This is a genomic window from Paenibacillus sp. FSL R5-0519 (assembly GCF_037974275.1).
Taxonomy (GTDB): domain Bacteria; phylum Bacillota; class Bacilli; order Paenibacillales; family Paenibacillaceae; genus Paenibacillus.
The window spans coordinates 1743212-1769760 of record NZ_CP150234.1 but is presented as its reverse complement, the minus strand read 5'-3'; the positions used below and the strand labels follow the sequence as shown (position 1 = coordinate 1769760).

The following is a 26549-nucleotide window of genomic DNA, read 5'->3' as shown; positions in this document are numbered from 1 at the left end:
GATACAAATCCGGTGATTATTCGCGGCCAAAGCCAAGATCACGCAGAACTCGATCCTGATTTCTCCAGTCTTTTTTCACTTTAACCCACAGGTCCATGAAAATTTTGGAACCCAGCAGATTTTGAATGTCATGACGAGCTCGTTTACCCACTTCTTTCAAAAGGGCACCCTGCTTCCCGATGATGATCCCTTTTTGTGAATCCCGCTCCACAAAAATGACGGCTGAGATATAAACAACACCGTTATCCTGTACTTTCATATCCTCAATCGTTACCGCAATGGAGTGTGGTACTTCTTCGCGAGTCATCTGCAAAATTTTCTCACGAATCAATTCCGCACATACAAACTGCTCTGGATGGTCAGTAACCTGGTCATCCGGATAGTACTGTGGACCTTCTGGCAAATACTTGCCGAGCTGTTCCAATAAGGTGCTTACATTACTGCCGAGCATGGCAGAAACAGGCACGATTTCAGCGAAATCATGTAACTTGCGATACTCCTCGATAAGAGGAAGCAGCGCTTCCGGCTCGATTTTGTCAATTTTATTCATGACAAGAATGACCGGTGTACGGATATTTTTCAACTGTTCAGCAATATAACGGTCACCGCCACCCATACCTTCCGAAGCGTCAATCAGGAACAGTGCTGCTTCCACTTCTCCAAGCGTGTTCAGAGCAGTCTGGTTCATGTAATCGCCCAGTTTGGATTGACGTTTGTGAATCCCCGGGGTGTCGAGGAATACGATTTGCTGATGTTCAGATGTGTACACACCATGAATTTTGTTACGAGTGGTTTGCGGCTTGTCCGACATGATCGCAATTTTCTGACCGATCACCTGGTTCATCAGTGTGGATTTACCTACGTTCGGACGTCCAATAATAGCTACAAAACCGGATTTAAATGCTTGTTTTTTCATATGTTCCTCCTCAGGCGCCTAGGCCTGGAATATTGGTTTATTTTTTGGCAGAATTGAGATCAGAAGGCCCAAAAGCCCAAGGTAACAGTTCAGCAACGGTAGTCTCTTGCAGATCACCTTTCATATTCCCCAAGATAACTTTCATATCGGGTTCACACAGCTCGTACATCACCTGACGACATACACCACATGGAGCAATCGGACCATCCGTATCTCCCACAATGGCAATCGCTTTGAAGCTGCGAGGCTTCTGCCCACCTGCGATGGCACTGAACATCGCTGTACGTTCAGCACAGTTGCCTGGAGTATACGCAGCATTCTCAATATTACAACCATGATGCACATGCCCTTCACTGTCAAGCAAAGCTGCACCTACACCAAAATGGGAGTAAGGCGTATATGCCTTCGTACGCGCCTTAATTGCCTCCTGCATGAGCAAATCATTATCCATTAATATTCTCTCCCTTAGGGTGCAATATAAAATCAAACTAGTGCATTTACACTGGACACTCCGCTGTCAGAACAACCTTCCGAGCGCTGTTATCCCCAGATTTTTTTGATCCCTTTTAATAAGGGGAAATCCGGTGATAAAGGCGCACACTCCGTTTCTTCAGGTTTCTTCTGACCTCTCCGTTATCGTGTTTGCATCGAGTAACTTTATATTAGTGTGTAGTATTTAAAAGCAAAGCAAATTGAAACGAAACGAATCAAACCAAACGAATCAAAACAAAGTTACCACTAAATCAGGACAAACCCAGCCAGGTCATCACCGGCTTAATAAAAACGATACAACCGATGATGACGGCGAATACCGCAGCCAGCAGAACTGCCCCGGCCGCGGTATCCTTCGCCGCTTTTGCCAGCGGATGGATATGGGGATGTGCCAAATCAACTGCTGCCTCTACAGCCGTATTCATCAATTCAGTCACCAGGACCAAAAAGACAGCGGTCAGCACAAACATCCAATCCGTTCTTGAGATTCTGAAAAAAAAGCCGGCTACACACATCAAAATAGCTACTCCCGTGTGAACTCTCACATTACGCTGAGTCCGCAACCCATATGCGATTCCTTCCGCAGCATTGCGGAATACCAGACCCCAGGAGCGCCTTTTCATTATCGTGTCAACCCGGCCTGGGCCAATACCGCTTCTTGTTTACCCATCATTTCAGCCTCACTTGCCTCATCCTGATGGTCATATCCGAGAAGGTGTAAAAAACCATGGACAAACAGAAAACCAAGTTCACGTTCAAAAGAGTGTCCATACTCCTCGCTTTGCAGGATGGTCCGTGGTACGGAAATGATGATGTCTCCAAGAACATCCGGCATTTCTTCCATTTCTTCATCTTCGTCAAGCTCATAGATAATATCAAGCTCTTCATCCACCGTTTCGTTCATCGCAAAAGACAATACATCCGTAGGACGGTCAATACCGCGATAATCACGGTTCAACTCATGGATCTGCTCATCGTTCACAAAAGTCAGAGCCACTTCCCCGTCTGCAACACCTTCCGCTTCTCCGGCGAGATTCAGCAACTGTTCCAGCATCGCAATCATCGGTTCTGTAATTTCTTTATCCTGTTGTTCATTATTCCATGCCAGATTAAGACTCATTCTAACATAACTCCTGTCTGCTCAATATTAGAGGTTCTTCAAAAAGTGAAATCAACCCGCCTCAGGTGAAGTCGGCTTTGGTTTCTTAATCTCCTCCGGATATTCTATCCTGGAGTGGAAGATACCCATCACCGTTTCCTTCAATGTTCTGGCGACGATATCCAGTTCGCGCATCGTAAGATCACAATCATTGAATTGATGATCGTCCAATCGTCCTTTAATAATCTTCTCAATCATGGATTCCACTTGCTCCACGGTCGGTTTGCGCAAAGATCTCACAGCAGCCTCCACACTATCGGCAATGCCAACAATAGCAGATTCCTTGGACTGCGCCTTCGGCCCAGGGTAACGGAAATCTTCTTCCGTAAAATCAGGTTCAACTCCCGCTTCTTCCGCCTGACGCAGTGCTTTGTGATAGAAAAAGTGGAGAAAGGTCGTTCCGTGATGCTGTTCCGCAATATCCCGAATAGGTTTAGGCAGCTTGTAATCCTTCTGCATTTCCACCCCATCGCGTGCATGAGCAACAATAATGGATTTGCTCAGTTTTGGATCAATTGAATCATGCGGGTTCTCCATATTGTTCTGATTCTCAATAAAATAGATGGGACGCTTTGTCTTGCCAATATCATGATAATACGAACCCACTCGGCACAGCAATCCGTTAGCTCCAATGGCTTCTGCGGCAGCTTCGGACAGATTGCCCACCATAACGCTGTGATGATAGGTACCCGGTGTCTCCGTAAGCAACTTGCGTAGAAGGGGATGGTTTGGATTAGACAGTTCCACCAGTTTGAGTGCTGACAAGATACCAAACGATGTTTCGAAAAATGGCATCAGCCCAATGACCAGTATGGCTGTCAAAACGCCCCCAGCAAATGCAAACCCAACGCCATACAATGTCGTAGTTCGGTTCCAATCGCCCGAGTCAATCAAAGCCAGGGTGAAGACGGCTATCGACCCGAACAGACAGACCATAATAGCCCCTTTCAGGATCGTAGATCGCTGACTGGCCTTATGGGTAGCGAAAATCGCAACAAACGAAACGACCACGGCGAAGAATCCTAATTCAAAGTCAAAAAGTTGACCCTGATGGGTGTTCAAAATGATGCTGGATAACATACCGATCAAGATCGAACACACAAAGGCAAGCGACGTATCCAGCAGCAATGCAATTAACATTGCCCCTACCGCAACAGGGGCAAGGAAGCCTACATACGACCTCTCATTGGTTTGAATAATCGCCGTCACATGCATAACCACTATCGTAATAATAAAAATGAGAACAAGCATCAACAGCTGTGCATTATTATATTTGAAATGCGTTCCGCTGCATTGCTGAATGTACATCAGAATTGCTGCCGACAACAGGCAGGAAAACATAAGAAGACCAAGCTGTGGCCAGTAGTTCACTTCGTTTTTCAGCAAATCATTCTCACCCAGCAAAGTATACATCTCCGGGGTGATCATCTCACCTTTGGCAACTAAGGTGTCCCCTTGCTTGATAAAGACGGTTTGTGTGTTCTCACGTGCCTGAACCTTCGCTTCCTTGGTTCCCTCTTCATCGTAGAAGCGGTTAGCAGTCACTACGAGGCGGGCCAGCTCTTGCACGACCTCACGTTGCGTACGCTTACTAAGAGAGCTGACACTTACCATCTCGGCTACTTTGGCACGGGCAGTGGTTGCATCGCTGATCTGATCCGTCATTAACCGGGAAACAATATCCCTCGCAACTGGTTTCATCTCCTGGATATCATCCGATGTCAGGCGCGAGATTTTGATGTAGGTTTCTTCGGGAATACGGTAACTTTGCTCCTGTACCACATTTCTGATTTCTTCCAACAGAGTCTCGGAGTATGTACCGGCTTTCCGATTATTATTGATATAGTTGGTCACAAAATCCTTATGACGCTGCGGAATTTCATCCCGATAAATATCAATCTTGTCCTGACTTGAAATCTGATCATCCTGATTCAATCGATCTACACGATCAAGCAGGGTTGTCATCAGATTTTCGTTTCGCATCTGCACGATCTGAAATATCGGCTGTACGCGTTCAGCAGCTTCTTCCTGCGCTTTGAGTGTAGCCTTGTTGTTCGGAATCTGCATGGGCGCAGCAATATCCACTTCACTCCGTGTACCTTCCTGAATATCATACCGCTCAGGGAGCAGCTTGGAAGCCAGACTCACGTAGAAAAGAATCACCAGAAACAAAAACAGAAGATAGCGTGCCCACACGCTATACTTCCATCCTGTAGCCTTATTCTGAAAAGATTTGCCTTTTGACGGTTCCTTCGAGGTCACTTTAGACAATCCCTTTCTATGCTTGATTTTCTGCGGCGTGGTTGTAAGCCACGATAATTTTCTGGACGAGAGAATGCCGCACAACATCTTGCTCGGCAAAATGCACAAATCCGATCTCTTCAACTTCGTTCAAGATCGTATTCGCTTCCACAAGCCCGGATTTCTTACCACGCGGTAAATCAATCTGTGTCACGTCTCCGGTAATAACCATTTTGGAGCCAAAACCAAGACGGGTCAGAAACATCTTCATCTGTTCCGGCGTTGTGTTCTGTGCTTCATCGAGAATGATGAACGAGTCATCCAAGGTACGCCCCCGCATGTAGGCGAGTGGTGCAATTTCGATTAACCCACGCTCCAGTGCCTTCGCTGTCTGTTCTTGTCCCATAACGTCATACAGGGCATCGTACAGCGGTCGCAGATACGGGTCTACCTTTTCCTGAAGATCACCTGGCAAAAACCCAAGACTCTCGCCCGCTTCAACCGCAGGCCGTGTAAGTACAATGCGTTTGACGCTGCCCTCTTTGATTGCGGCAACAGCCAGTACAACAGCAAGGTAGGTTTTACCCGTACCGGCAGGACCAATGCCAAATACAATATCACGTTTTTTAATTGTAGTTACATAGTGCTTCTGTCCAATGGTTTTGACACGGATTGGTTTACCTCGGTATGTCGTCGTAATCTCGCCCTTGAACAGATCCAATAGCTGGTCTGCCCGCATATCCTTGGCAAGTTCAATTGCATACTTCACATCTCTTTCAGTTAACACATATCCGTTGCGTATCAATTGCAGTAACACATCAAATAATTGTTCAAGCGATTCCACCTGCTGTGTGCTGCCAAAAATCACAATTTCCGCTTCGCGGGATGCAATCTGGGCGGGAATCTCGGATTCAATCAGTTTAAGAAAAGTATCTTGGGGTCCAAAAAGAGATTGACCCTCTCCCGCACTCTGGAGCGAGATTTGTATGCTGCGTGTTTGCTCTGACAAATATCCTCATTCTCCTTGACTATGGACTAGCGGAAGTTCCTCCGCAATGCTTTCTTCTACTTCAAATAAGACTTTCATATAAACTTTACCATTCTCTTTCTTCTCATGCAAAATTTTTTCACTTATAATTTTCGTTCCTTTACCGTTTTTGGCAATAATATCGTTCCTTGCTCCTTCTAATCCTTTCGTTCTGGCCCATTCTATCGTCTGCTGCTCCTCATGCTCTCGGGTCTCCAGATCTTTCTCTGTCAGCCAACCCATCGGGAGTGTGAAGGATCGCCACGTCAATGGTCTGTGATTACTCTCGGTATCAAATGAACTGAACGGTGTACTTCCGTACCCCCACAGTTGGATCGCCCATTTTCCCAGTACCATGTAAAAACGTTCTTTGCTCTCACCTGTCATTGTGTTATGTTTTTGCACCAACGGGACCTCTACCTGATACTCACGCCATACCAGGCCACGAACTTCGCCTTTGGCAACGATGGTTTTGGTGTTCTCCTCATCCCCGAGAATCCCCGATATTAATACCTGGCCCTTTTTGACACGCATGTCCTTCTGAACAACAGGGCGTCCCTGCTCCGCATAGATTTGAGTGACCACAGCATCTGACTTGCTGATCAGATGTCGGGGATTCAGTAATGGCTCGCGCTTGGGTTGCGCGGATTCCACGACCTGAATGGTAATGGTTGTCCCTTCTTTGCTCACGCCAATCCAGGTTACATCCGGAAGAGCGAGTGCAAGCTGTCTGGAGAGCTTGTCTTGGCTTGGCAAGCGGAACCCCCATTGGAAAGGATATATCCCCTCTTTCTTCGCTGCTGCGAGCACCTCGTCCGTAGGAATGGTGGCGTTACCCTTGACCTCCACATCCCATACCATGGATGACAACACAAACAAAGCTGCCACAAAAAACAGCATTCCCCCAAGAAAGAACTTCCTGCGTAATAATCGAGCTGCAAAAAAAGGGAAACCGCTGCGGTGGGTCACTTTCACCCTGCAGCCTGTCCGTTTCAACACAGGACGGAGCCTGAAAAAATGCGGCAGCAGAATGTTCATCTCTGCCACGCGTCCATCGTGAGCACGCAGGTTCCACACTTCCAATCCCTGCTCTGCCACCGTGTTGATCAATGTTTCAATGTCTCCCCCAGTGACCGTGATTCGGACTGCTCCCCGCAGTTTATACAGACTGGGCTGCTTCATCCGTTACCCTCCACTCCATTCATATGAATATCCAGAATCGTTCCTTCAACAGCTACTTCATCCGGCAAAATGTTACGTATCACCAAGGCAGTTCCTTTGATCTCCAATTGGCCTTGGGAAAGAGCCAACACGATGCGATCCGGGGTGAAATGGATGACACCGCGATGATTCTCTATATACAGTTGCTTACTGCCGATCAGGGTTAACCGTGGCATATCATAAAGCACATCCTGCGGCAGATCCAACACTTCACTGGTCCATCTGCGCAGCTTGCGGCTGATCCGGGTCATTCGAAGGTCTTCCCCCTTCCTCTACAGTTCAACTTATGCGCAGATTCATGAATTTATGAAAATTCCGGGGCGTGTTAGATACGAATGTTGAGAAAAATGGAGAGAACACAGAAAAAGCCGTCTCCGGCGGCTTGATGCTCACCAGAGACGGCTCTATTTCCGTCCAACATTTTAACTTCTTTACAGTTTCCCTCTTGTACCAAACGGTTGCTTGGAACGGGGCGGACCCAATACTTCTGCCCATATGACGCCCTTACGAATATCTTCAGGACGAAGTTGGGAATTTCCCGAATCACTTGTGTCAACTTGATCCCAACTAGAATCAGACACAACTGGTTTGTTCGAAGGAGAAAAGCGATTTAGCCTTTCATGAATCAAACGTTGTTGCTTTTCAAATTCTTTGTTCTGTTGGTCAAGCGAACGTTCCATTGCTCCACTAAAATCTCGACTACCTACCTCATCTAAGGTACGTGAAGAAGTTACAGGTCCTACATTGGGCTGATTGTGAGGAGCTTCATCATACTGGTTTTCATAAGGTTCATCATACTGATTGTCATAGGTTTCATCGTAACGAGTCTCATCTGCCGCCTCAGTCCGCGAAGATTGCTGCTTAGAGGTCTGCGCGGGCGAACGCGGGGAGTCGCCACTGCCACCGAAGGTTGGCATCCCGTTTCCAGGTCGCTTTTTGTTCGGATCGGCCGATTTGGCCGCTTTTCCCAAGAAGGAAAAGAGGGCAAAGCCAATAACAGCTACAATATACAGATTATTAAAAATCCATTCAAATAGGCCCATATGCACTCACCGCCTATCTTCCGTTTTTGGAATCACCCTGATCGTTGGAATTCGAACCTTCACCAGGTTTTCCCAATGTATTACGCATTTGAGTATCCGCTTCAATATTTTTTAGATTCATGTAATCCATAACACCAATTTTCCCACTACGCAAAGCCTCTGCCATTGCAAGTGGTACTGCGGATTCCGATTCAACCACGCGTGCTCTCATTTCTACAACGCGCGCTTTCATCTCTTGCTCTTGGGCCACAGCCATTGCACGACGTTCTTCGGCTTTTGCCTGAGCGATTCGTTTGTCAGCTTCTGCTTGCTCCGTTTGCAAGAATGCACCAATGTTTTTACCTACATCAACATCCGCAATATCAATAGACAAAATTTCAAACGCAGTCCCTGAATCCAGTCCTTTGGACAAGACCGTACGAGAGATCATATCCGGATTTTCAAGAACGTCTTTGTGAGAGTTGGAGGAACCGTTCGTACTTACGATACCTTCACCAACACGGGCGATAATTGTCTCTTCACCAGCACCACCGACAAGTCGGTCAATATTGGCACGAACTGTAATTCTTGCTCGAACATTAACTTCAATACCATCTTTGGCTACTGCGGAAACGACTGGCGTTTCAATTACACGAGGATTTACACTCATTTGTACAGCTTGCAATACGTCACGACCTGCGAGGTCGATGGCAGCAGCACGTTCAAATTCCAGTGGAATGTTTGCACGTTGTGCAGCAATCAGAGCATTTACAACGCGGTCAACGTTACCACCAGCCAAGAAGTGGCTTTCCAGTTGGTTCATTGAGAGTTTAAGACCGGCTTTGGTTGCTTTAATCATTGGATTAACGATACGGCTGGGTGTTACACGTCTCAGTCTCATCGCTACCAGTGTAATAATGCTTACGCGTACGCCGGATGCAATCGCCGAAACCCAGAGCATAACCGGGAAAAAGCTGAAGAATACGCTCAATACGATAATACCTACTACCGCAATGAGCAAAATCGTGATTGTAGAAGTGTCCATGTGATAATTCCTCCATTTGTAATTTGAATTTTTAAAAACATGTCATAGCATAATTCATGAAACTGCTGCTGTATTCAACTGCTTCACCACACTGGCAGCTACAGCAAAGTGGTTATGTACATTGCCGAGGCGTTAATACGCTTCGACAACAAAGCGAGTTACACCGGCAGTGCTTGTTGAACGACAATCCGGGTACCTTCCGCTTTAATCACAATGATCGGTGTATCAACTGGAATGAAGTCACCATCGGTCACAACATCAATTCGTTCGCCCTCAAACATCGCTGTTCCAGATGGGCGAAGCGGTGTCAGACTGATTCCTTGCAGTCCAATCAACTCTTTGCGTTCCGTAGCAGATGAGTATCCACGTTCCGCAGAGAGACTGTCACTCAGGATAAATCGATTCCATATCCCTCGATCTTTAAACAGCACTGCAATAATAGCAATAACAACCACTGCTGCACCGAAAGCAATACCCAGGGACACAAATGCATCGCTCGTATCATAAGCAGCCCTCACAACACCTGCTACTAGCGCAATGGATCCCAGAATACCCAGTATACCCATGCTTGGTATGAACATCTCTAGAATCATCAGGATGAGCCCGACAGTAAATAGCACCCATGTCTCTGCTCCGGCAAATCCCGCAATGTAATTACCCGAGAAATACAACACGAAACACACGATACCTACAATACCAGGAACCCCAAAACCAGGAACGATCAATTCAATGGCCACACCTGCGATTCCGAGGAATAAAAGTACTGTCATGACAACGGGATTGGTCAGAAAAGATGAGATATTCTCCGCTGTCGTTCGTTCCACCTTAAATACATCATCCTGACTGTAACCGAGCCAAGCTGCTGCTTCTTCCGGTGTGTTGCTGATGTGGTCGGCATAACCAACTTTCAGCGCTTCTTCAGCCGAGAGAGCAATAATCTCACCTTTTTGCTTGGTTTTATTGATCTCCGGCATTTCAACAACGATGTTAACATCCGTCATTCCAGCTGCAATCTTGCCATCACGACCACTGATTTCAGCCGCTCCCTGCATTTTGCTTTTCCAGAATGCAACAAGCTTTGGATCATCAACATGTTTACCCGTACTGTCCACCATGGCTGCCGCACCAATCATACTGCCTGGTGACATTACGATCTTATCTGCATTCAGGGCCAGAAAACTTCCGGCTGAAGCAGCATCTCCACGGACAAATGCAACAGTCTCAATCGGACTGTCCTTGATCAAAATACCCAACGCTTCCGCAGTGTCTACACGACCTCCTGGCGTATTGATATCAAGAACGATCAGGCCAGCGTTCATCTTTTCCGCTTCCTTGAACCCGCGTTCCATGAACTTGCCAAGTCCCTGCTCGATTGGTTTATCAACCGGAATAATATATACGGCGCCACTCTTCTCAGCTGCATGCGCTGACGGTGATCCAATCCAGACAGGAAGCAACAGCGTCAGCAGCATTAAGAGCATCAATGGCCCCGTAAGCTTCTTCCGGCGCTTTCCCTTCACAATAGTCCCCCCTTTTCCATTAATGTTATACTGTCCAGCTTATGGTATTTATTACGTGCAATGCAACATTTCGTTTCAAAATCTTAAAATTATATTTGAAAACTTGATCAATTGCAAGAATATAAAACCATAATCATATATATTAACCATTAAAAAGAAATTCGACTTCCCTAAGAACATCCTGAATTAGAATAAATGGAAAAAACACCTTCTGACAAGTCAGAAGGTGTTTATTGATTTGCTTTATTGCAGGAATTGTTGAACTGCTTGATTCACCAGTTTGCCGTCCGCTTTGCCTTTAACTTTCGGCATAAGGGCCGCCATAACTTTCCCCATCTCGGCTTTCGAAGAAGCACCGGTTTCCTGGATGGTCTGCTGTACAATAACTTTAATTTCTTCTTCGGAAAGCTGTGCGGGAAGGTACTGGATGAGTACTTCAATTTCCGCTTTTGCATTTGCCGCGAGGTCTTCACGGCCCGCTTTGTCAAATTCTTGGAGGGCATCTTTGCGCTGTTTGATTTCACGACTCAGAATATCAAGCACTTCGTTGTCATCCAAATCTCTTTTCAAATCTATTTCAAGATTCTTGATCGTCGAACGAATCAACCGAATGTTGGAGAGTCTGAACTTGTCCTTACTCTTCATCGCTTGCTTCATATCTTCGTTCAATCGTTCGCTAAGATTCATGTAGTTAAAATCCTCCTAAAACTTTCTCTTACGAGCAGCCTCGGACTTTTTCTTGCGCTTTACGCTTGGCTTCTCATAATGCTTACGTTTCTTCACCTCAGCCAATACGCCATCTTTAGCGATGGAGCGTTTAAAACGACGAAGTGCAGCATCAATAGTCTCGTTTTTGCGAACTTTAGTTTCAGACACCAGTTTTCCCTCCCTCCGACCAGACCGTCCAAGAGCAATAACACGGTTCATCATCTTTCATTATAGGCGAAAGGTAATAAAGGTGTCAACCTCAATGTAATGATCACTTATTTATATGAGCGTTTGGTCACATATCCATGGACTTCATGCATATGACTAAATCCTCAATAGTAGTACCCATTAGCTCGTTATTGGTGAGAATCCGACAGGCTTGTTAACACGCCCAGTCTTGTACCACCCAACAAATGATAATGCAGATGATGAACGGTTTGTTCTCCATCCTTACCACAATTGTTGATTAAACGATATCCTGTTTCCTCCACGCCAAGACGCTTGGCTGCTTCTTGAGCAGCCAGATGAATCTCACCGATCAAAGGCATATCTTCTGCAGTAACCTCATTCATGGAAGCAATATGTTTCTTCGGAATGACAAGCACATGTGTCGGTGCAGCGGGCTGGATGTCATGAAACACGATAACATGGTCATTCTCCAGTACTTTATTGGAGGGAATGGTGCCCTCTACAATTTTGCAAAATAAGCAATCCATAGTTCATACCCTCCTTTGTATCCCAATGTATGTATTCCCTTCTATCATACTAGAAGTACAAACTCACGTCCAATGTCCAGTCACACAATCAGGTGATCTATGTCAACTCTGCATCTCCTATAAATGTTGGCAAGAATTAGGGATCACGGATGGTTTGACTCGTATCTCATTTGGACCGAGGTTGTTGAGGATTTACTTGAGGATCTGAAACTTGCATTAAGTTAAGGGCGTTCTTCGGTCCATGCTGGGCTGATACTCGCGTATGGAAAATTGACCATTTTCTAAGGAACACAGAACCTCTTAATTGGGGCTCAGGCTCTCATTTCAAAATTATAAGGAACATCAGACACGTCATTTCCCAAAATAACCTCACATCATGCTCTTCTCCTCCAACCGTAAAACATGAGAACAGCATCAATTTCACCAGAAACGAAGCTTCTTATCGGAATAGAGAATTAAAGCCATGCGGTGTCTAGATTGTTGCTCACACATGGGTACATTCTCGCTTTTCGCATATTCAGAATACGATTCGCCGTTTGCTGCTACGAACACATTAATGCTCGCTTCTGCTTTCAGCAGGTTAACTACACGGTATATGCCATCCAATTATTATCGACCTTTCCCTAATTAGGGTTCAAAAAAAGGTCATGTCTTACAGAAGTTCGCTTCTGCAAAGGCATGACCTTTGGGATGTTCGGTATGTTGCCAGTTGTATTGCAATGACGGGTCGCGATACATCAGGCTGAGACTCCGTATGTGATAAAACCGCTATTCCATACTGCATGGTAGTTTCTTTCCACGAATGAAACATATTCATCCTGAGCTGTTCTTTTTCAAAGGAGTTAAGGAACATGAAAATGACTCACTCTTCGTAGGCCTTTATTTCTTAATTTCAATAGTACGGTAAAAGGGTTAACGCCGTAAGCGCAAATAACGGAAGCACCAGACGGTTAAAACGTCTGCGGCCATAACCATAATATGGATAAGGCGTAGGGTAGCCGTAACCTGGATAAAATCCGCGAGTATGACCTATTGGATAGTTCCCTCCAGGCATGGCATTTGGAACCCAGTTCGCATGATTCATCATGGCTTCCGGTCCAACGGGAACAGCCAGGTAGATCATTTCGTCATCCACATTTTCCACTATGCCATCGTAGTGCATACCGTCATTCATCTGTACACATACATAACGGTGCATGTGTGCCTTGCATAATTTCTTCGCTTCCACTTTTTCCACTTGCCAACGCCTCCCTGATTCTGCTCTTGATCACCTTTTCATGGTATTCAGAACTGGGCGAATTGACACAACCGACGAGAAAACACAAAAAAAGAAGCACCCCGTGAGCGGCTTCCTTAGAAGTCTGCTGCGCGGACATCTATTCAGGATACGTCCTGATCAGATGTCCGCCGGGGTACTTAAATAAGGTTTGTCGGCTTAACTGTAGTATAACAGCGGGATGAACCTGTATCTGTGATGAAACTCACTCCGCTATGTCATACAAGCAAGAAAAGAAATATTTTTACAAAAATAATATTCGGTAATAGTGCGTGTTCAAAAGGTCGTTTGCAGCATCAAGAAGATGGGATAAAGCCAGAAATGTCGAGCGTAAAAAAGCTACGTGAGCAACTGTAATGTTTTCCTAGGCAACAACCTAAGCCCCTACTTATTCGGCTATACTTCATATTCGATGTTAATGATGATTCTGCCGCCAGACACCCTTCGTAATCAAAAGCGGACTTTTTTGAACAACCTCAGTATTCAGTGGTTTGGACTATAAGGAGCGCTTCTATTCGTGATATTGCTTACATCGTTTCCCGCTACAGGGTCTCCAAGACCACCCGTGAGCCGTTTCCGGCCTCACCTGCCGGAATCACCACAAGCTTGCGCGGCAAGCGTGCACGCAGTTCAGGCACATGACTGATAACACCAACAGCCAATCGGTCGTCATGCAATTTTTCCAGAGACGTAATGACGGTATCCAACAGCTCAGGGTCAAGTGTACCAAACCCTTCATCCAGGAAAAAGAATTGAAGCGGGTACTGACCTCGCAGCTGAATCTGGGCCGACAGTGCCAAGGCCAGTGACAACGAAGTCAAAAACGTCTCGCCACCGGATAACGTCGATACGGGTCGTTTGACTCCCCCGTTGGCATCATCACAGATCACAAAACCACCACCGGAATCCACCTCCAGTGAATAACGTTGTTTGGTCAGGAAGCGCAGACGCTGAGATGCCGCATGACTGACCTGCATCAGTTGTTCCTCTGCAATATATTCAACAAAAGCATTACCTCTGAATGCGGATTGAAGTTTGCTGAGCAGTTCGCCTTGACGGCTGACCTCCAACCGCTTGTTCTCCAGTTCGGTCCAGCGAACATGTCGCTGCTCCACATCCTCCAGATCACGTTCTGCGCGTGCTTTGGCACGAAGGGCAGCCTCATCCTGAGCCCGGACCTGCTGCAAACGTTCAGTGCAAGCTAACCACTGCTCCTCCGATACAACTGCACCACCCAGCTTTTGTTCCAGTTCACGCAATTGGGATGCCAGTTCACGCTCACGTTCACGGTGCTGCTGGATCTCGCCCGCCAGTCGTTCCGCTTCCTGGGAAGGCATCGCCGCGGACACAACGGCATCATCCGAGTCGAACGGGGATTGTTCCAGCAATTGATTCCACCGTTCCTGTGCCTGTTGCAAATGCTCTGTTGCCGAGGCGGCAGCCTGCTGAGCCATGACATCTTTCTTGGCTGATTCCTGCTTCAGATGATCCGCTTCTTTGAAGCGTTGTGCCGACTCCGCAGCTTCTTTCCGCAGTCCATCCAGACGAGCCTGAGCTGCAGCAATCAGGTCTTCCACCCGCTGCTCCCCAACCCACTGGCGCAAGCGTTCTTCTTTCTCAGCGAGCAGTTTGTTATTGCCCTGCCACTGCGTTTGCCACTGGATCAGTTGTTTGTCCAATTCCATCAGCTTCTGCTGAAGCGATTGAATGATCTGATCTTTTTCCTCAAGGAATGTCACGCTTTTATTCAGACGTTCCTTGATGTCTTCGGCGCGCGCATCGCGCTCCTGCATCGCCTGATAGAGGGCCTTGGCCTCCTCCTGAGCGATGCCCGGCAGTTCCGCGGCCCAGCGGCCCTGCAAGGCAGCCGCTGCGGCCTCGCTCTCGGCCAGCTTGCGCTCCGCCTGGGCGAGCCCGGCACGGCCGGCCTCTTGCGCAGCTGCCGCTTCCATGCGGCGCTGCTGCGCGCCCACAGCCGCCTGCTGCAACGCGGCGGCTTCAGCCTGGAGCGGCGCTGCTGCGGCAGCCAGCGCCTGCGCGGCTTCGCGCAGCGCAGCGGCACGCGATGCCCAGCCTGCCGGGGAGCGCCCGTGTTCGGGCGACCCGGCGGGCTCGGGCTCCGCTGCCGCAGGCGCGGCCTCAGCTGCGGCCGGAGCATCGCCGGCCGCAGCGCCAAGCTGCGTCAGCAGGCTGCGACGTTCGTGCAGCTGCTGGCGCAGCCCAAAGCGCAGCTCCTGCAGCTCCGCGTGCAGGCTGCGCAGCAGTTCCAGGTCCGCATCGCCTGCGTGCGGACCTTCTCCCGGCGGCGCAGCCGGGAGCGGGTGATGCGGCGAGCCGCACACCGGGCATGGCTCGCCATCGCGCAGCTCGGCGCGCAAGGCGGAGGACAGCCGGTGCAGCTCCTGCTCGCGCATCGTGCCACGCAGCTGTTCCTCCGCAAGGGCCAGCAAGCTCTGTTCGCGGCTAATATCCTGCTCACAGGCAAGCAAGGCCTCAAGACCTGATGACGCCTGTTCTACCAGATGCTGACGCTGATCACTCAGGCGTCTTTCTTCCTCAGCCGCCGCCTTTAGCTTGTCGGCTCCCTGTTCTGCCGACTGCTTATAGGCTTGCATGTCAGCCTTGTTTTGCTGCAATTGCTCCGCAGCAGTATCCACACGATGCTTCAGTTCAAGCGCAGCCTGAAGAAGCCTGCGTTCCTCTGACTTCACTTCATTCGGCTTGAGGCTCTCCTGTAGTTCCTCACGCCGTTTGCGCCCGCGCTGCTGCAGCTCCTTTTCCTTTTCAAGTTGCTGTCCCAGCGCGGTCTGTTCGCCCTGCCCCTGTTCCAGAAACTGAGCAAGGCGCGAGCAATCGGCTTGAAGCCCATCCCGTTCCCGTTGCAGCTCTTTCGCTTGTTCGAGCTGCTCCAGGCGCAGCATAAGTTTCGGTTCTTCCTCAGTCAATTGCTTACGTGCCGTCTCGGCCTTCTCCGATTCCTGAATAGCCACACGTTCATGTTCCAGAGCTTGCTGATGAGCCGTCTCGGCAATATCCTGCCGCTGCTTCTGTGTAGCTGTAGCATCTCGAACCGTCTGCAACGCAGGCAGTATGGCATCTGCCGCAACGGATTGTTTCAGCCGTTGTTCGCCCGCCTCAACCTGTGGCTCCAAACCCTTCAGCTTCTGCTGTTCATCTGTACGGGCCTGCCGTTCGTGACTTAACTCACGAATCTTACCCAGTTGTTCGGCTTCCTTTGCAGCTTCATCCAGCGCTTTGCGGGACAATTCTGACTGCCGAACAGCAGCTTGAAGAAGACGTTTCGTCTCATCCAATGTTTCCTTGCTGGCATTGCCAAGTCCCTGTTGCTCCGCAGCAAGGGATTGGTGAACCATATCATTATCCTTGACCCGCCGACTTAATTTGATGGCCAACTGGTCCCCATACTTCTCCAAATGGAATAATCGTTGCAGCATCTGGCGACGCTCACTGCCTTTGAGTGACAAAAACTCGGCAAACTTCCCTTGGGGAAGCACCACTGCCCGTGTAAAATCATCCATCTTCAAACCGATTACATCTTCAACACAACGATTCACATCTGCCAATTTGTCGGCAAGTACCTGCTCTTCGCCATTGACCGTCTCTATGAATTTGCTGATCGTGTTACTTACCGACACTTCATTATTTCGTTTAAAACGTCTCTCTACCCGGAACCTTCGAGTGCCCTCAGTCGACATCAATTCAAATGTAAAAGCAACCGACAACGAATCCTCTGCATGATTCATAATGCCCTGCGTCCCGTTCACCGCACGTTCCACTTTGCCGTACATGGCGAGTGTGATGGCATCAAGCAAGGAAGATTTACCACTGCCCGTTGGACCGAAAATACCGAATAGACCCGTCTCCGTCAGCACGGTAAAATCAATCTCCTGCATCTCCCGATAACTTTGAAGTCCGGCAACTTTCAGTAGAATTGGCTTCATCTTTCCTCGACCTCCTCACGCAAACCCGGCTCGTCTTCATCCACAAGTTCAAGGAAAAGCTGTACCAGGCTGTCTTCCGGCTGTGCGCCGCCTGTCTGACGCTGATAGAATTTACGGAACAGTTCATGTACCGGCAGCTCGGATCGTTGCTCCAAAAGTCCTGCTGCAGCCATCTCGGGATACACCGGGCGAATATGAATGATCCCTTCATGTGACTTTCGCAGCTGTTGAATCTCCTTCAGAGACATTGCCTCGTCCAGCCATACTTCCATGTCAATAAAAGCCTGCGGATCACGTCCCTCTTCCAGCCAGCGATATACTTCTGCCAGACCGCCACGTGCTTTCCAGCGAACAAGCGGACGCCCGGACGTCAACAAAACTTCTTCTACCTGTGCAGCTCCGCCCGGTGCGAGATCAACCATCGTGACAGACTTGCTCTGTCCTGCTTCCGAGAAGCTGTAGGCGAGAGGAGAACCGCTATATCGAATCACACCGTCTCCTTTGACAGACTGTGCTCGATGAAGATGTCCAAGCGCCGTGTATTGTGCTCCAGTCGATAGAGAGGAAGGGTCCACCGTGTAGGCCCCACCAATCTGAATCGGACGTTCCGAATCACTCTCAAGGCCTCCGAGCACATAGATATGACTCATGGCCATATTAACGGTATCCGGGCGAAAAGAAGCTGCCAGACGCTGCATTAACATACCCACCCGGTGACTATATGCCTGCCGAAGCACATTTTCGTCCCCATCCGTTGTCAGCAATTCATTCAATCTGGCTTCAGAAGGATAAGGTAATGCCGCAATCTGTCCAGTCTCTCCGGTACGCTTGGCATGGATGGTCACTGCTTCTGAAGTAGGCATACCTACGAGTGTAATGCCCTGCCTGTTCACAAGTGGCGTAACAGAAGATACACGCTCTGGCTGATCATGATTGCCTGCAATGACCACGAGAGGTCTTCCATGCTCCGTCAGACGCGCTGCCGCTTCGTAAAAAAGCTGCTCCGCCGCTGCGGGAGGATTCACCGAATCGTACACATCCCCGGCCATCAATATGGCATCCGCCTGCTGCTCATCCGCCAGTCTGACGAGTTCATCAACGAAATCCTCCTGTTCACGCAGTCGGCTTCGTCCTTCCAGCGTTTTTCCCAAATGCCAGTCCCCTGTATGCAAAATACGCATCGTCCGTTCCACCCCTCTCCCATGTGATATCCATGGTTCTGATTCCGATCAAGTTCTTTTACAGTTTCACTGCATGTCCACCATCAAAAAAGTACAGCCATTTCCGGTCCACTTTCCGACCTAATATATCTTCAATCGCCCGTCCATACAGATCCAGCTGGAAGCGATAATTTTTGGTGAGTGCATCCAAACCACCACGATGCTCCAACACCCGATCAGTCTTGTAATCAAGCAGGACAAGCTCGCCGTCCACCTCATACAAACAGTCAATAATCCCCTGTACAAGCACGGTTTCATCTTCAATGGATGCTTGCATTTTGCTATCTTCATTTATCTTAAACATATCTGAGTTCGCTGCCCGTTCATGTAACCACTCCGCAGGAGACTGATGTGCCGGAAGTCCATATACAAATGGGATCTCCCGTTTTACCCACTCTGCACGCAATAATTCTTCCCCTGGTTCTGTATTGAAAAATCCGGTCAGTTCTTCAGGTTCGATCGCCTCAACATGATGGGGCAGCAAAATCTGGAGCTTCACCAGTCGCTGAAGAGTCTGCTCAATAAGCTGTAAATCAATGGCCGATCCATCTATAGGAAGATGCTGCATCAACGTATGATACACGTTCCCCCGCTCTGCTCCAGTCAGTTGGTTCTCACCCATAAATTTGGGACGACGCAGATGTAATTTAAATGACGTTCCCGCAGATCCCGCATCCGAAACATTCAACGCACTGCTCGAATCTGCCCCCAACCCAGTCCCATGCTCGTTCAATTCACTGGATAAACCATGTAGTACATGACCTGCTTCATCGTTGGTGTAATGGTTTCCCGGGGTGTTGTGATCCAATAATGTCTCGGAATGCTCCCCCAGTTCCTCCATTACCTCTACGGACTGGATGTCCTGCATCGCGAGTAACGTTTTCAACTCCGTGACAGATGTACTGGCTGCCACTTGAGTTGCCGCTTCATAGGGATATGTCCATGAAAGCCGTTGTTCAACCTCATGGATCAGCCGTGTCTCCTCTTGTTGAAGAGCTACCGTATCTGCACCTGCATCTGCAATGTTTTGGTTCGCCGTATCTTGTCCAGTCTTCGCCAGCTCTTCTACAGTTGAGGATGTAACCAATTTCACGGGCTGAACCGCTTTTAGCGCAGCAATTCGTTCTTTCCGCACCACCGTCATCCCGTCTTCTTCTCCCAAAGTCTGATCCACCACATGATCACGGGATACCTGATCGGCGGAAATAATAGAAATTGCCCATCGTGATTGATCATCTGAAAGGCAGGCTGAGAACGAATCATTGCTTCCAGCAAGTTCACGCAGCACAGCCGCATCTGGATGCCTCATCAGGGATGGTCCAATCCAGTCCAGGTAACTCCGTCCAGCAGCCAGCAGGTAGTCTGGCAATGCCAGTTCAGGACTGTCCTTGACCTGAGACCACGCCAACGCTTTTTTCGCCGCATCTTTTACAGTACCCAGCAGAATCATCTTCTCTTTGGGACGGGTCAACGCAACGTACAACACACGCATCTCTTCAGCAAGCAATTCGAATTGAGCCCGACGACGAATCGCCAGATTCGCTAGTGTAGGATAGGCAACCCGGTTTTCACGATCTACATACCTCGGACCAAATCCCAGTTCCTTATGCATGAGAAACGGTGCGTTCAGATCCTGCTGATTGAACATCTTGGATATGCCACCGACAAAGACGATCGGAAATTCCAAACCTTTACTCCGGTGAATCGTCATGATCCGTACGGCGTTGTCCTGCTCCCCAGAACCACCTGCTACAGTTCCGAGGTCTCCCCCGTTTTCCCGCAATCTTGAGACATAGGTCAGGAAACGGAACAAACCGCGATTTGCAGTTGATTCCTCATACTGTCGTGCGCGATCGTACAATGCCTTAAGATTGCTTTGTCGTTGCAGCCCTCCGGGAAGACCACCAACCCAGTCCAAATACCCGGTTTCCCGATACATTCGCCAGATCAGTTCACTCAGACTGCCTTGTCTTGCCTCAAGTCTCCACTGCTGCAATTGACGCAAAAAGAGAATTAACTTTTGCTGCAACGCCGAGCCTGAAATCTCCGTAACGCCCATATCCTCGCTTGCATGTCCAGTAAAACCAGCATCTTGAGTTCCTTCTGTATGCACATCGAATTCATATCCATGGTCAAGAATCTCTGCTTCGACAGAAGCGGCTGTCTCCCGCTGTCCCTGTTCCATCTCTGACCAGGCTTCCGGCCACTGCAACTGGACGATATTGGTATCAGGATGATTTTCCTGCCGGGATTGTTGTACGTCATTATTGGAAGAATCGCCCCATTCCCCAGCAGCCGTTATAACTACATCATAGAATGACTGTCTTTTGTCACCGAGCCGAATCTGTGCCAGTTCTTCTTCATCCAGTCCAACAATCGGGGAACGAAGCACGGAAGCGAGCGGAATATCCTGCCTTGGATTATCAACAAGCTGAAGCAGAGACATCATGATTTCCACTTCCGTAGCCTGGAAGTATCCCTTGCTCTGTTCTCCTCCAGCAGGAATTCCCTGTTGTCTGAATTCCTCAATCATGAGCGGAGCCCACATCAAGGTTGAACGCAGCAAGATGACCATGTCACCGTAACGTGCCGGACGCATGGTTTGCAGGGCTTTGTCATAGACATGGAGAGCAGGTTTCTCCGTATCCCCAACCATCTCGCGAATACGCCTTGCGATCGCCCGCGCTTCCAACTGGGCTGTTTCAAGTTCGGCACTCTCCAGTTCTGCGTAGACCGCTGCATCCCCGTTCTCATCCGTACTCTCTGTCAGATCAGGACCACCGCCCTGACGATCGATCAGCATGACTTCAGGTGTATACGCCTCATCACCAAGCGTTTCTGACGGGAACGTAGCCCCATACGCCAGTTGAGCTCGTTCATCATAAGCAATCTCAGCCACACCCTCGTTCATGAGTTGCCGGAATATCATATTGACCGAATGCACGACTTCCGCACGACTGCGGAAATTTCGCGCCAGATCAATACGTTGTCCTGGACGATTGTGATGATGTTCCACCATTCCATCCTCACGCGTACTCGCTCCGTACTGACGATACTTGTTCATAAACAGACCTGGCTCAGCCAACCGGAACCGGTAGATACTCTGTTTGACATCACCTACCATGAATCGGTTACCCGGGTTTTCTCTGGAGATCAGTTTCACGATATCTTCCTGAACCGTATTGGTATCCTGATATTCATCAAGCAACACTTCATCGAATCGTGAACGGTACTCCATAGCCGCGTCGGAAGGCATCGACAGTTCAGGCGTTGAATCCTCATGTCGCAATATGTGAAGACAGTAATGCTCCAGATCACTGAAGTCAACTTGCCCACGTTCCTGTTTAGCCTGTCGATAACGTTCTCCAAATGTACTAACCAACATCGAAAGTTCCTGCATGAGCGGTGCCGCTTGCTCCAGCTCCTGCCAGAACGAAAACGCACTTCTCCCGAACAAGGAGCCTTTCAGATCGGAAACTGCCTTTTTCGCAGCCTCTCGGAGTTCCTTCACTTGATCCTGTAAAACCGGGTCCGTTTGATCCTTTTTGCAAGGTTTCAATTTGCCAAATGCAGCGGGTTGAAACACTTCGGGCAACCTTTCCCACGGCATTACCTGGGTTGCAGATAGCAGCTCCTCCACCATCATCAGATCTTCTTTTAACGTATCTGCATATGGTGCTGGACCTTCAGGCTGCATGGAAATATGGATGCCTTGACGGAGCAGACCTGCTGCACCACTTAAAGCAAGAGCCGCATCACGCATAATACTCTGAACCCATGCTGAATGACCCAGCTCCTCCACACTTTCCACCTGAAAAGCGGATGCCATCTCTGAGAGCCAATGATCCGGCCAGGAATGGCTGCGGGAAAAATCATACAAGCGTTGCACCAGTCGATGCATGGCATCATCGTTTCGCTCTCCACTGAACCAGTCCACCAATTCGCGGAATGTACTGCCTTCATCCTCTTCGCCATACTTTTCCTCAAAGAGTTCTTCCAGCAGTTCCTGCCGCATGATTTCCGCTTCATTTTCATTCAGGATACGGAAAGCGGGGTTCAACGGAATCTGCTGATAGTACCGGCGAATGACTTCCATACAGAATGAATGCAATGTGGTAATGGATGCCCGCCCAAGCAGGGACAGTTGCTTACGCAGATGTTCTTCTCCAGGCTGTTCTTCAAGCGCACGTTCCAGTGCTTCCCGAATCCGTTGTTTCATCTCGGCGGCGGCGGCTTTGGTAAACGTAGCTACAAGCAAACGATCCACACTAAATCCTTGGGAGGGATCTGCGATCTTGCGAATAATTCGTTCAACCAATACGGCTGTCTTGCCCGATCCCGCCGCAGCGGCAACCAGAATATCTTCTCCGCTTTCCGAGATGGCACTCCACTGGTCATCACTCCAGAAGCTTCCTTCCGGTTTAGGCATATTCGTCATGATGTTTCCCCTCCCTTGGTGTGAGATAACATATCCCATATCTGCTGTTTGCCCGGTTTGGACAACAGGTTGTATTCATTGCCTTCTATATTTTCATCGAACTGACATACAGGCTTATATGGACAGAATGTGCACGCCACTTCCTGCTGAATACGATAAGGCTCAATCGCCACATCCCCATCCGTAATCCGGGTACCAATCTCACGAATATTACTGCGAACCGAAGCAAGCAGCGTATCCCATTGCTCTGGCGTAGCTACAGCGGCACTGCTATAAAAGCTGCCATCTGCTTTAAGGGCAACCGGAATAATAGCTGAATACCCCTTATCCAGGGTATTGTCCATTTGTGCGATAGCATCCCGGTCCGCCAGCAGCAAACCTTTCATTTTGAACCGTTTCAGCAGTTCTTGTCCGGCCTGCTCCGATGTCATGCCGTTTGCGGATTGCAACAGTGGGTTATGCACATGGAAATACAGCGTTCCTCCAGGCATCGCCGTTTCTCCAAGCCATTCCTCGGCAGCACTAAGCAGCACCTCCAGATAGGTGAGCATCTGCAATGACAGACCATAGTACACTTCATGCAGCTTGAGGTCCGTCTGGCTCGACTTGTAGTCAATGACACGGAGGAGCAGACCATTCTCGCCTTCTGCGACATCCACACGGTCAATCCGACCCACGATCTCCATCACACAGCCGTTCTCCAGTTCAAAACGGAGTGGGGGCAGCGTTTTATCCGGTCCAAAATCAAGTTCCAGCCCAATCGGTTCAAAACTTCCACGTCTGGACTGTTCCCCGAGAATAACGGATGCCCGGCTAACAATGTCCTTCAATTTGCGGAAAATATAACCGTATCGCTTGGTGCTTAGCAAAATCTCCCCTTGCAGCTGTGGTGCAATCTGCTCGACGGTTTGCTCGGCTTCCTTGCGGCATTGGTCTGGGGTCAAGCTGCCCCAGCTACGATTTTCTTGACGCAATCGCATAGCCAACTGGCTTAACGCAGCATGAAAAAGTTGTCCGATATCAGGAGCCTGAAGGCGGTACAATTGCCGTTCTTTGAGGCGCAGCCCATGCGAAGCAAAATGCGAGAATGGACAAGCTACGAACCGCTCCATTCGCGAGACACTCGTCCTTACCTCTGTGCCATACAGTCTGCGACTGGTGGCTGTCCGTAGTGGCAATGCCCGATTACGATAAAAGATTGATCCCATCAACCGTTCCAGCTGAGGTCTGCTTGTCTCCTGAGATAAATGCCAATTGTAGACCGACCACCACATTTCAGGGATGTCTTCTCCGCGACGCCATTTGCGCAATTGTCCAATAAGCGCAGACAGACTCTGACCTGGATGGGTGACATAGGACCAATGGGCTTCTTCCGAGTTTACAACCGGTGGTTGAGCGAGCAATGGCTGTTCTTGCAGGCCAAACATTTTCCGTACATGGCGGACAATCTCGGAAGGAAGAAGTGCTTTCCCCTCATCATCAGCAACCGGGTAACTCAGCCATAACTGGCTGCTTGCCGCTGTAAGTGCCGTGTAGATCAGAAAACGTTCGTCCAGCATTTGCCTCGTTGCACCTGGTCCAAGCGCCATACCTCTTTCCGTCAGTAACGTTCTCTCCAGTTCCGTTAATACACCATCATCCTGAGGGACGGCGGGCAATTCACCATCAACTGCACCCAGGATAAATACGTATTTGATGTCCTGAAGACGTGTACGGTCCATGGAACCAACCAAAACCTGATCCAGTGCGGGTGGTACCAGACCCAGCTTCAGTTCCGTCAATCCGGTCTCAATCATTCCGGCAAACAGCGTGATATCCAGCCGTTCATTGCCCATCATATCGACCATCTGATCCAACAGATCCAACACAGCTCCCCACATCTGCCGATGTTCTCTCGATCGTTCGGGGTCACCTTGCGCCTTAGCTTCAGCAGACATATGTTCCAACTTCCATGGAATCTCGGCCTCTTCCAGCAGTCTGTATAGTGCCTCGCATTGAGCTTTGGCTGTCTTTGCTTTTTTCATCCGTTTCTCAAAAGCACCCAAGGCATCTGTAATGACCGCTCGACAACGCTCCATTAAAGAAAGCATTTGGTCCCGTCCACGACTATGGCCATCCTGACCATTGTCTTCCAGCGACAGGCTGGGTACATACTTCCACGGCTTGCCGTCAGTCCAGCGATATCCATGAATACCACAAGCTAGCACATAATTCTCAAGCTGGTCCATATCTTCACGGGTGATGGAACCATCACGCGGAAGCAGCAGATCCGTTTTGACACAGCGAAATACATCCTCGTAACGCCAGTGGCGCCGAACAATATCCAGTGCGGAACGGATAAATTCGGATAATGGGTGATGAAGTTCATTTCTTCTGCGGTCCAGAAAGACAGGTACGCCATAGTCCCTGAATAGCGGTTCAGCTATATCAGCGTAGGTATCCAACTGACGAACAAGTACTGCCATATCCCGATAACGCGCACCTTCGTTTTGCGCCAGACGCCGCATCTCACGGAGTGCTCCCTCCATCTCAGCTCGTCGGTTCTCCGCTGCAACTAGGCGGATTCCTGAATCAGTACCATCACCTTTCCAACGAATTCGGCGGTCAAAACCAGCCTCCAGATGAGCAAGTCCCGGACGATCCTTGTATCTCGGTGGAATCTCCGAATCTAGCACGGTGATATCGCTCGGTACACCCAGTTCTTCAGCCATCCCTTTCAAACGCGCATAGGCACTTGCCGTTGGATAGAACAGTTCCAGTTCTCCAGGCAGTGCGCCGTGATCATATGCACGATCCAATGTCAGTGCAATCGTCACGGAAGAGCACTGCAACATCAGGCGACCGATCACACTCATCTCCTGTGGCGTAAATCCCTGAAAACCATCAATCCAGATCTGAGCATCCTGCAGCAATGTACTTTCAGACAGGCGCTCTGTCAGTTCGGTCAACGTATCTTCATCATCAATATATAAATTGGTCAGTTCCTGTTCATAGTCACGATAGATCAGATTCAAGTCATGCAACTTGTCCTCCAGAATTGGCGAAGAGGATGAGGTATACCCTCCAGACAACCCTTCTTCAAGCAAAGATGGATCAACTTCATAACGTTTAAACTCACTATATAAGTCATTTAATTCGCCTATAAAACCCAGCTGGCTGCCGGATGCACCAAACAGCTTCAATTCTTCCTTACGACGCTGGATGACCTTATAGAGCAGCATCTTTTTGCCTTCGGCTCCGATTGGAATACGAGCAGAACCGCCTGCTTCCTGCATTATGCGGTAAGCTAATCGGCGAAAGCCGAGCACTTCTGCACGCATGGTACCTTTAATTGCTCCAGAAGACACCAATGCCTGCTCTGTTCGAAAGGAACTCTGTTCGGGAACGAGTAAAATCAAAGGTTTACCTTGCGGCTCCTTTTGAAGTAAGGATGTAATTTCCCGGGTAATCAGCGAGCTTTTGCCGCTGCCTGCCCGGCCAATAACAAAACGAACGGACATGTCTAATCCTCCAAACCACACGTACAAGATTTTAATTCCCAGTATAACATATCTGACTTGGTTCGGAACATACGTTTGCCACTATC

The 26549-nt window shown here is 48.9% G+C and carries 19 protein-coding genes; all 19 read right to left on the bottom strand.

The window, feature by feature from the left end:
- Positions 1-16: 16 nt before the first annotated feature.
- Positions 17-916 carry a GTPase Era gene (era, locus tag MKY73_RS07910; protein ID WP_145151051.1) on the bottom strand — a complete coding sequence of 300 codons (900 nt, stop codon included), beginning with the start codon at positions 914-916 and terminating at the stop codon, positions 17-19.
- A 37-nt stretch (positions 917-953) separates the two neighbouring features.
- Positions 954-1367 (bottom strand): cytidine deaminase, encoded by a 414-nt coding sequence (locus MKY73_RS07905; protein ID WP_339236019.1) that lies wholly within the window; start codon positions 1365-1367, stop codon positions 954-956.
- A gap of 292 nt (positions 1368-1659) precedes the next feature.
- Positions 1660-2031 (bottom strand): diacylglycerol kinase family protein, encoded by a 372-nt coding sequence (locus tag MKY73_RS07900; protein WP_339306710.1) that lies wholly within the window; start codon positions 2029-2031, stop codon positions 1660-1662.
- The gene (ybeY, locus tag MKY73_RS07895) at positions 2031-2528 is read right to left on the bottom strand and encodes an rRNA maturation RNase YbeY (protein ID WP_036674804.1); all 498 of its coding nucleotides are present in this window, start codon (positions 2526-2528) and stop codon (positions 2031-2033) included. Before ybeY ends, MKY73_RS07900 begins: the two co-directional genes overlap by 1 nt.
- 51 nt (positions 2529-2579) lie before the next feature.
- Positions 2580-4829, bottom strand: coding sequence for an HDIG domain-containing metalloprotein (locus MKY73_RS07890; RefSeq protein WP_339306709.1), 2250 nt, complete (start codon positions 4827-4829; stop codon positions 2580-2582).
- Between the two features lie 16 nt (positions 4830-4845).
- Positions 4846-5817, bottom strand: coding sequence for a PhoH family protein (locus MKY73_RS07885; protein WP_339236024.1), 972 nt, complete (start codon positions 5815-5817; stop codon positions 4846-4848).
- A gap of 6 nt (positions 5818-5823) precedes the next feature.
- On the bottom strand, positions 5824-7017 hold the full coding sequence (gene yqfD / locus MKY73_RS07880; RefSeq protein WP_339306707.1) for a sporulation protein YqfD: 1194 nt from the start codon (positions 7015-7017) through the stop codon (positions 5824-5826).
- Positions 7014-7307, bottom strand: a complete 294-nt coding sequence (yqfC, locus tag MKY73_RS07875) for a sporulation protein YqfC (RefSeq protein WP_017687241.1) — start codon at positions 7305-7307, stop codon at positions 7014-7016. Before yqfC ends, yqfD begins: the two co-directional genes overlap by 4 nt.
- A 180-nt stretch (positions 7308-7487) precedes the next feature.
- Entirely contained in the window at positions 7488-8099 is a 612-nt protein-coding gene (locus MKY73_RS07870; RefSeq protein ID WP_339306705.1) for a hypothetical protein, read from the bottom strand.
- Positions 8100-8112: 13 nt separating this feature from the next.
- Entirely contained in the window at positions 8113-9123 is a 1011-nt protein-coding gene (gene floA / locus MKY73_RS07865; protein ID WP_339236031.1) for a flotillin-like protein FloA, read from the bottom strand.
- A 158-nt stretch (positions 9124-9281) separates the two neighbouring features.
- Positions 9282-10604 (bottom strand): NfeD family protein, encoded by a 1323-nt coding sequence (locus tag MKY73_RS07860; protein WP_339308524.1) that lies wholly within the window; start codon positions 10602-10604, stop codon positions 9282-9284.
- 282 nt (positions 10605-10886) lie between these two features.
- Positions 10887-11330: a GatB/YqeY domain-containing protein gene (locus MKY73_RS07855; RefSeq protein ID WP_062835503.1), complete on the bottom strand. Its 444-nt coding sequence runs from the start codon at positions 11328-11330 to the stop codon at positions 10887-10889.
- A gap of 15 nt (positions 11331-11345) precedes the next feature.
- Complete coding sequence (rpsU, locus tag MKY73_RS07850; RefSeq protein ID WP_005547957.1) at positions 11346-11519, bottom strand: 30S ribosomal protein S21; 174 nt, start codon at positions 11517-11519, stop codon at positions 11346-11348.
- Positions 11520-11707: 188 nt separating this feature from the next.
- On the bottom strand, positions 11708-12067 hold the full coding sequence (locus MKY73_RS07845) for a histidine triad nucleotide-binding protein (RefSeq protein ID WP_339306704.1): 360 nt from the start codon (positions 12065-12067) through the stop codon (positions 11708-11710).
- A gap of 892 nt (positions 12068-12959) precedes the next feature.
- Positions 12960-13265, bottom strand: coding sequence for a hypothetical protein (locus tag MKY73_RS07840; protein ID WP_339308522.1), 306 nt, complete (start codon positions 13263-13265; stop codon positions 12960-12962).
- Between the two features lie 620 nt (positions 13266-13885).
- On the bottom strand, positions 13886-17305 hold the full coding sequence (locus tag MKY73_RS07835; RefSeq protein WP_339306703.1) for an SMC family ATPase: 3420 nt from the start codon (positions 17303-17305) through the stop codon (positions 13886-13888).
- Positions 17302-18486: an exonuclease SbcCD subunit D gene (locus tag MKY73_RS07830; RefSeq protein ID WP_339306702.1), complete on the bottom strand. Its 1185-nt coding sequence runs from the start codon at positions 18484-18486 to the stop codon at positions 17302-17304. Before MKY73_RS07830 ends, MKY73_RS07835 begins: the two co-directional genes overlap by 4 nt.
- A 58-nt stretch (positions 18487-18544) precedes the next feature.
- Positions 18545-22963, bottom strand: coding sequence for a helicase-exonuclease AddAB subunit AddA (gene addA / locus MKY73_RS07825; protein WP_339306700.1), 4419 nt, complete (start codon positions 22961-22963; stop codon positions 18545-18547).
- Positions 22960-26463 (bottom strand): helicase-exonuclease AddAB subunit AddB, encoded by a 3504-nt coding sequence (addB, locus tag MKY73_RS07820; protein ID WP_339306699.1) that lies wholly within the window; start codon positions 26461-26463, stop codon positions 22960-22962. The genes addA and addB overlap by 4 nt, the downstream gene beginning before the upstream one ends.
- Positions 26464-26549 lie beyond the last annotated feature (86 nt).

What these genes read in the sequence shown, in the direction of transcription:
- yqfC (WP_017687241.1), bottom strand. Translation starts at nt 7,307, where the DNA reads ATGACCCGGATCAGCCGCAAGCTGCGCAGATGGACCAGTGAAGTGTTG.
- floA (WP_339236031.1), bottom strand. Translation starts at nt 9,123, where the DNA reads ATGGACACTTCTACAATCACGATTTTGCTCATTGCGGTAGTAGGTATT.
- era (WP_145151051.1), bottom strand. Translation starts at nt 916, where the DNA reads ATGAAAAAACAAGCATTTAAATCCGGTTTTGTAGCTATTATTGGACGT.
- MKY73_RS07905 (WP_339236019.1), bottom strand. Translation starts at nt 1,367, where the DNA reads ATGGATAATGATTTGCTCATGCAGGAGGCAATTAAGGCGCGTACGAAG.
- MKY73_RS07845 (WP_339306704.1), bottom strand. Translation starts at nt 12,067, where the DNA reads ATGGATTGCTTATTTTGCAAAATTGTAGAGGGCACCATTCCCTCCAAT.
- MKY73_RS07835 (WP_339306703.1), bottom strand. Translation starts at nt 17,305, where the DNA reads ATGAAGCCAATTCTACTGAAAGTTGCCGGACTTCAAAGTTATCGGGAG.
- addA (WP_339306700.1), bottom strand. Translation starts at nt 22,963, where the DNA reads ATGACGAATATGCCTAAACCGGAAGGAAGCTTCTGGAGTGATGACCAG.
- MKY73_RS07900 (WP_339306710.1), bottom strand. Translation starts at nt 2,031, where the DNA reads ATGAAAAGGCGCTCCTGGGGTCTGGTATTCCGCAATGCTGCGGAAGGA.
- MKY73_RS07860 (WP_339308524.1), bottom strand. Translation starts at nt 10,604, where the DNA reads ATGCTCTTAATGCTGCTGACGCTGTTGCTTCCTGTCTGGATTGGATCA.
- ybeY (WP_036674804.1), bottom strand. Translation starts at nt 2,528, where the DNA reads ATGAGTCTTAATCTGGCATGGAATAATGAACAACAGGATAAAGAAATT.
- yqfD (WP_339306707.1), bottom strand. Translation starts at nt 7,017, where the DNA reads ATGAAGCAGCCCAGTCTGTATAAACTGCGGGGAGCAGTCCGAATCACG.
- MKY73_RS07840 (WP_339308522.1), bottom strand. Translation starts at nt 13,265, where the DNA reads ATGCACCGTTATGTATGTGTACAGATGAATGACGGTATGCACTACGAT.
- addB (WP_339306699.1), bottom strand. Translation starts at nt 26,463, where the DNA reads ATGTCCGTTCGTTTTGTTATTGGCCGGGCAGGCAGCGGCAAAAGCTCG.
- MKY73_RS07830 (WP_339306702.1), bottom strand. Translation starts at nt 18,486, where the DNA reads ATGCGTATTTTGCATACAGGGGACTGGCATTTGGGAAAAACGCTGGAA.
- MKY73_RS07870 (WP_339306705.1), bottom strand. Translation starts at nt 8,099, where the DNA reads ATGGGCCTATTTGAATGGATTTTTAATAATCTGTATATTGTAGCTGTT.
- MKY73_RS07855 (WP_062835503.1), bottom strand. Translation starts at nt 11,330, where the DNA reads ATGAATCTTAGCGAACGATTGAACGAAGATATGAAGCAAGCGATGAAG.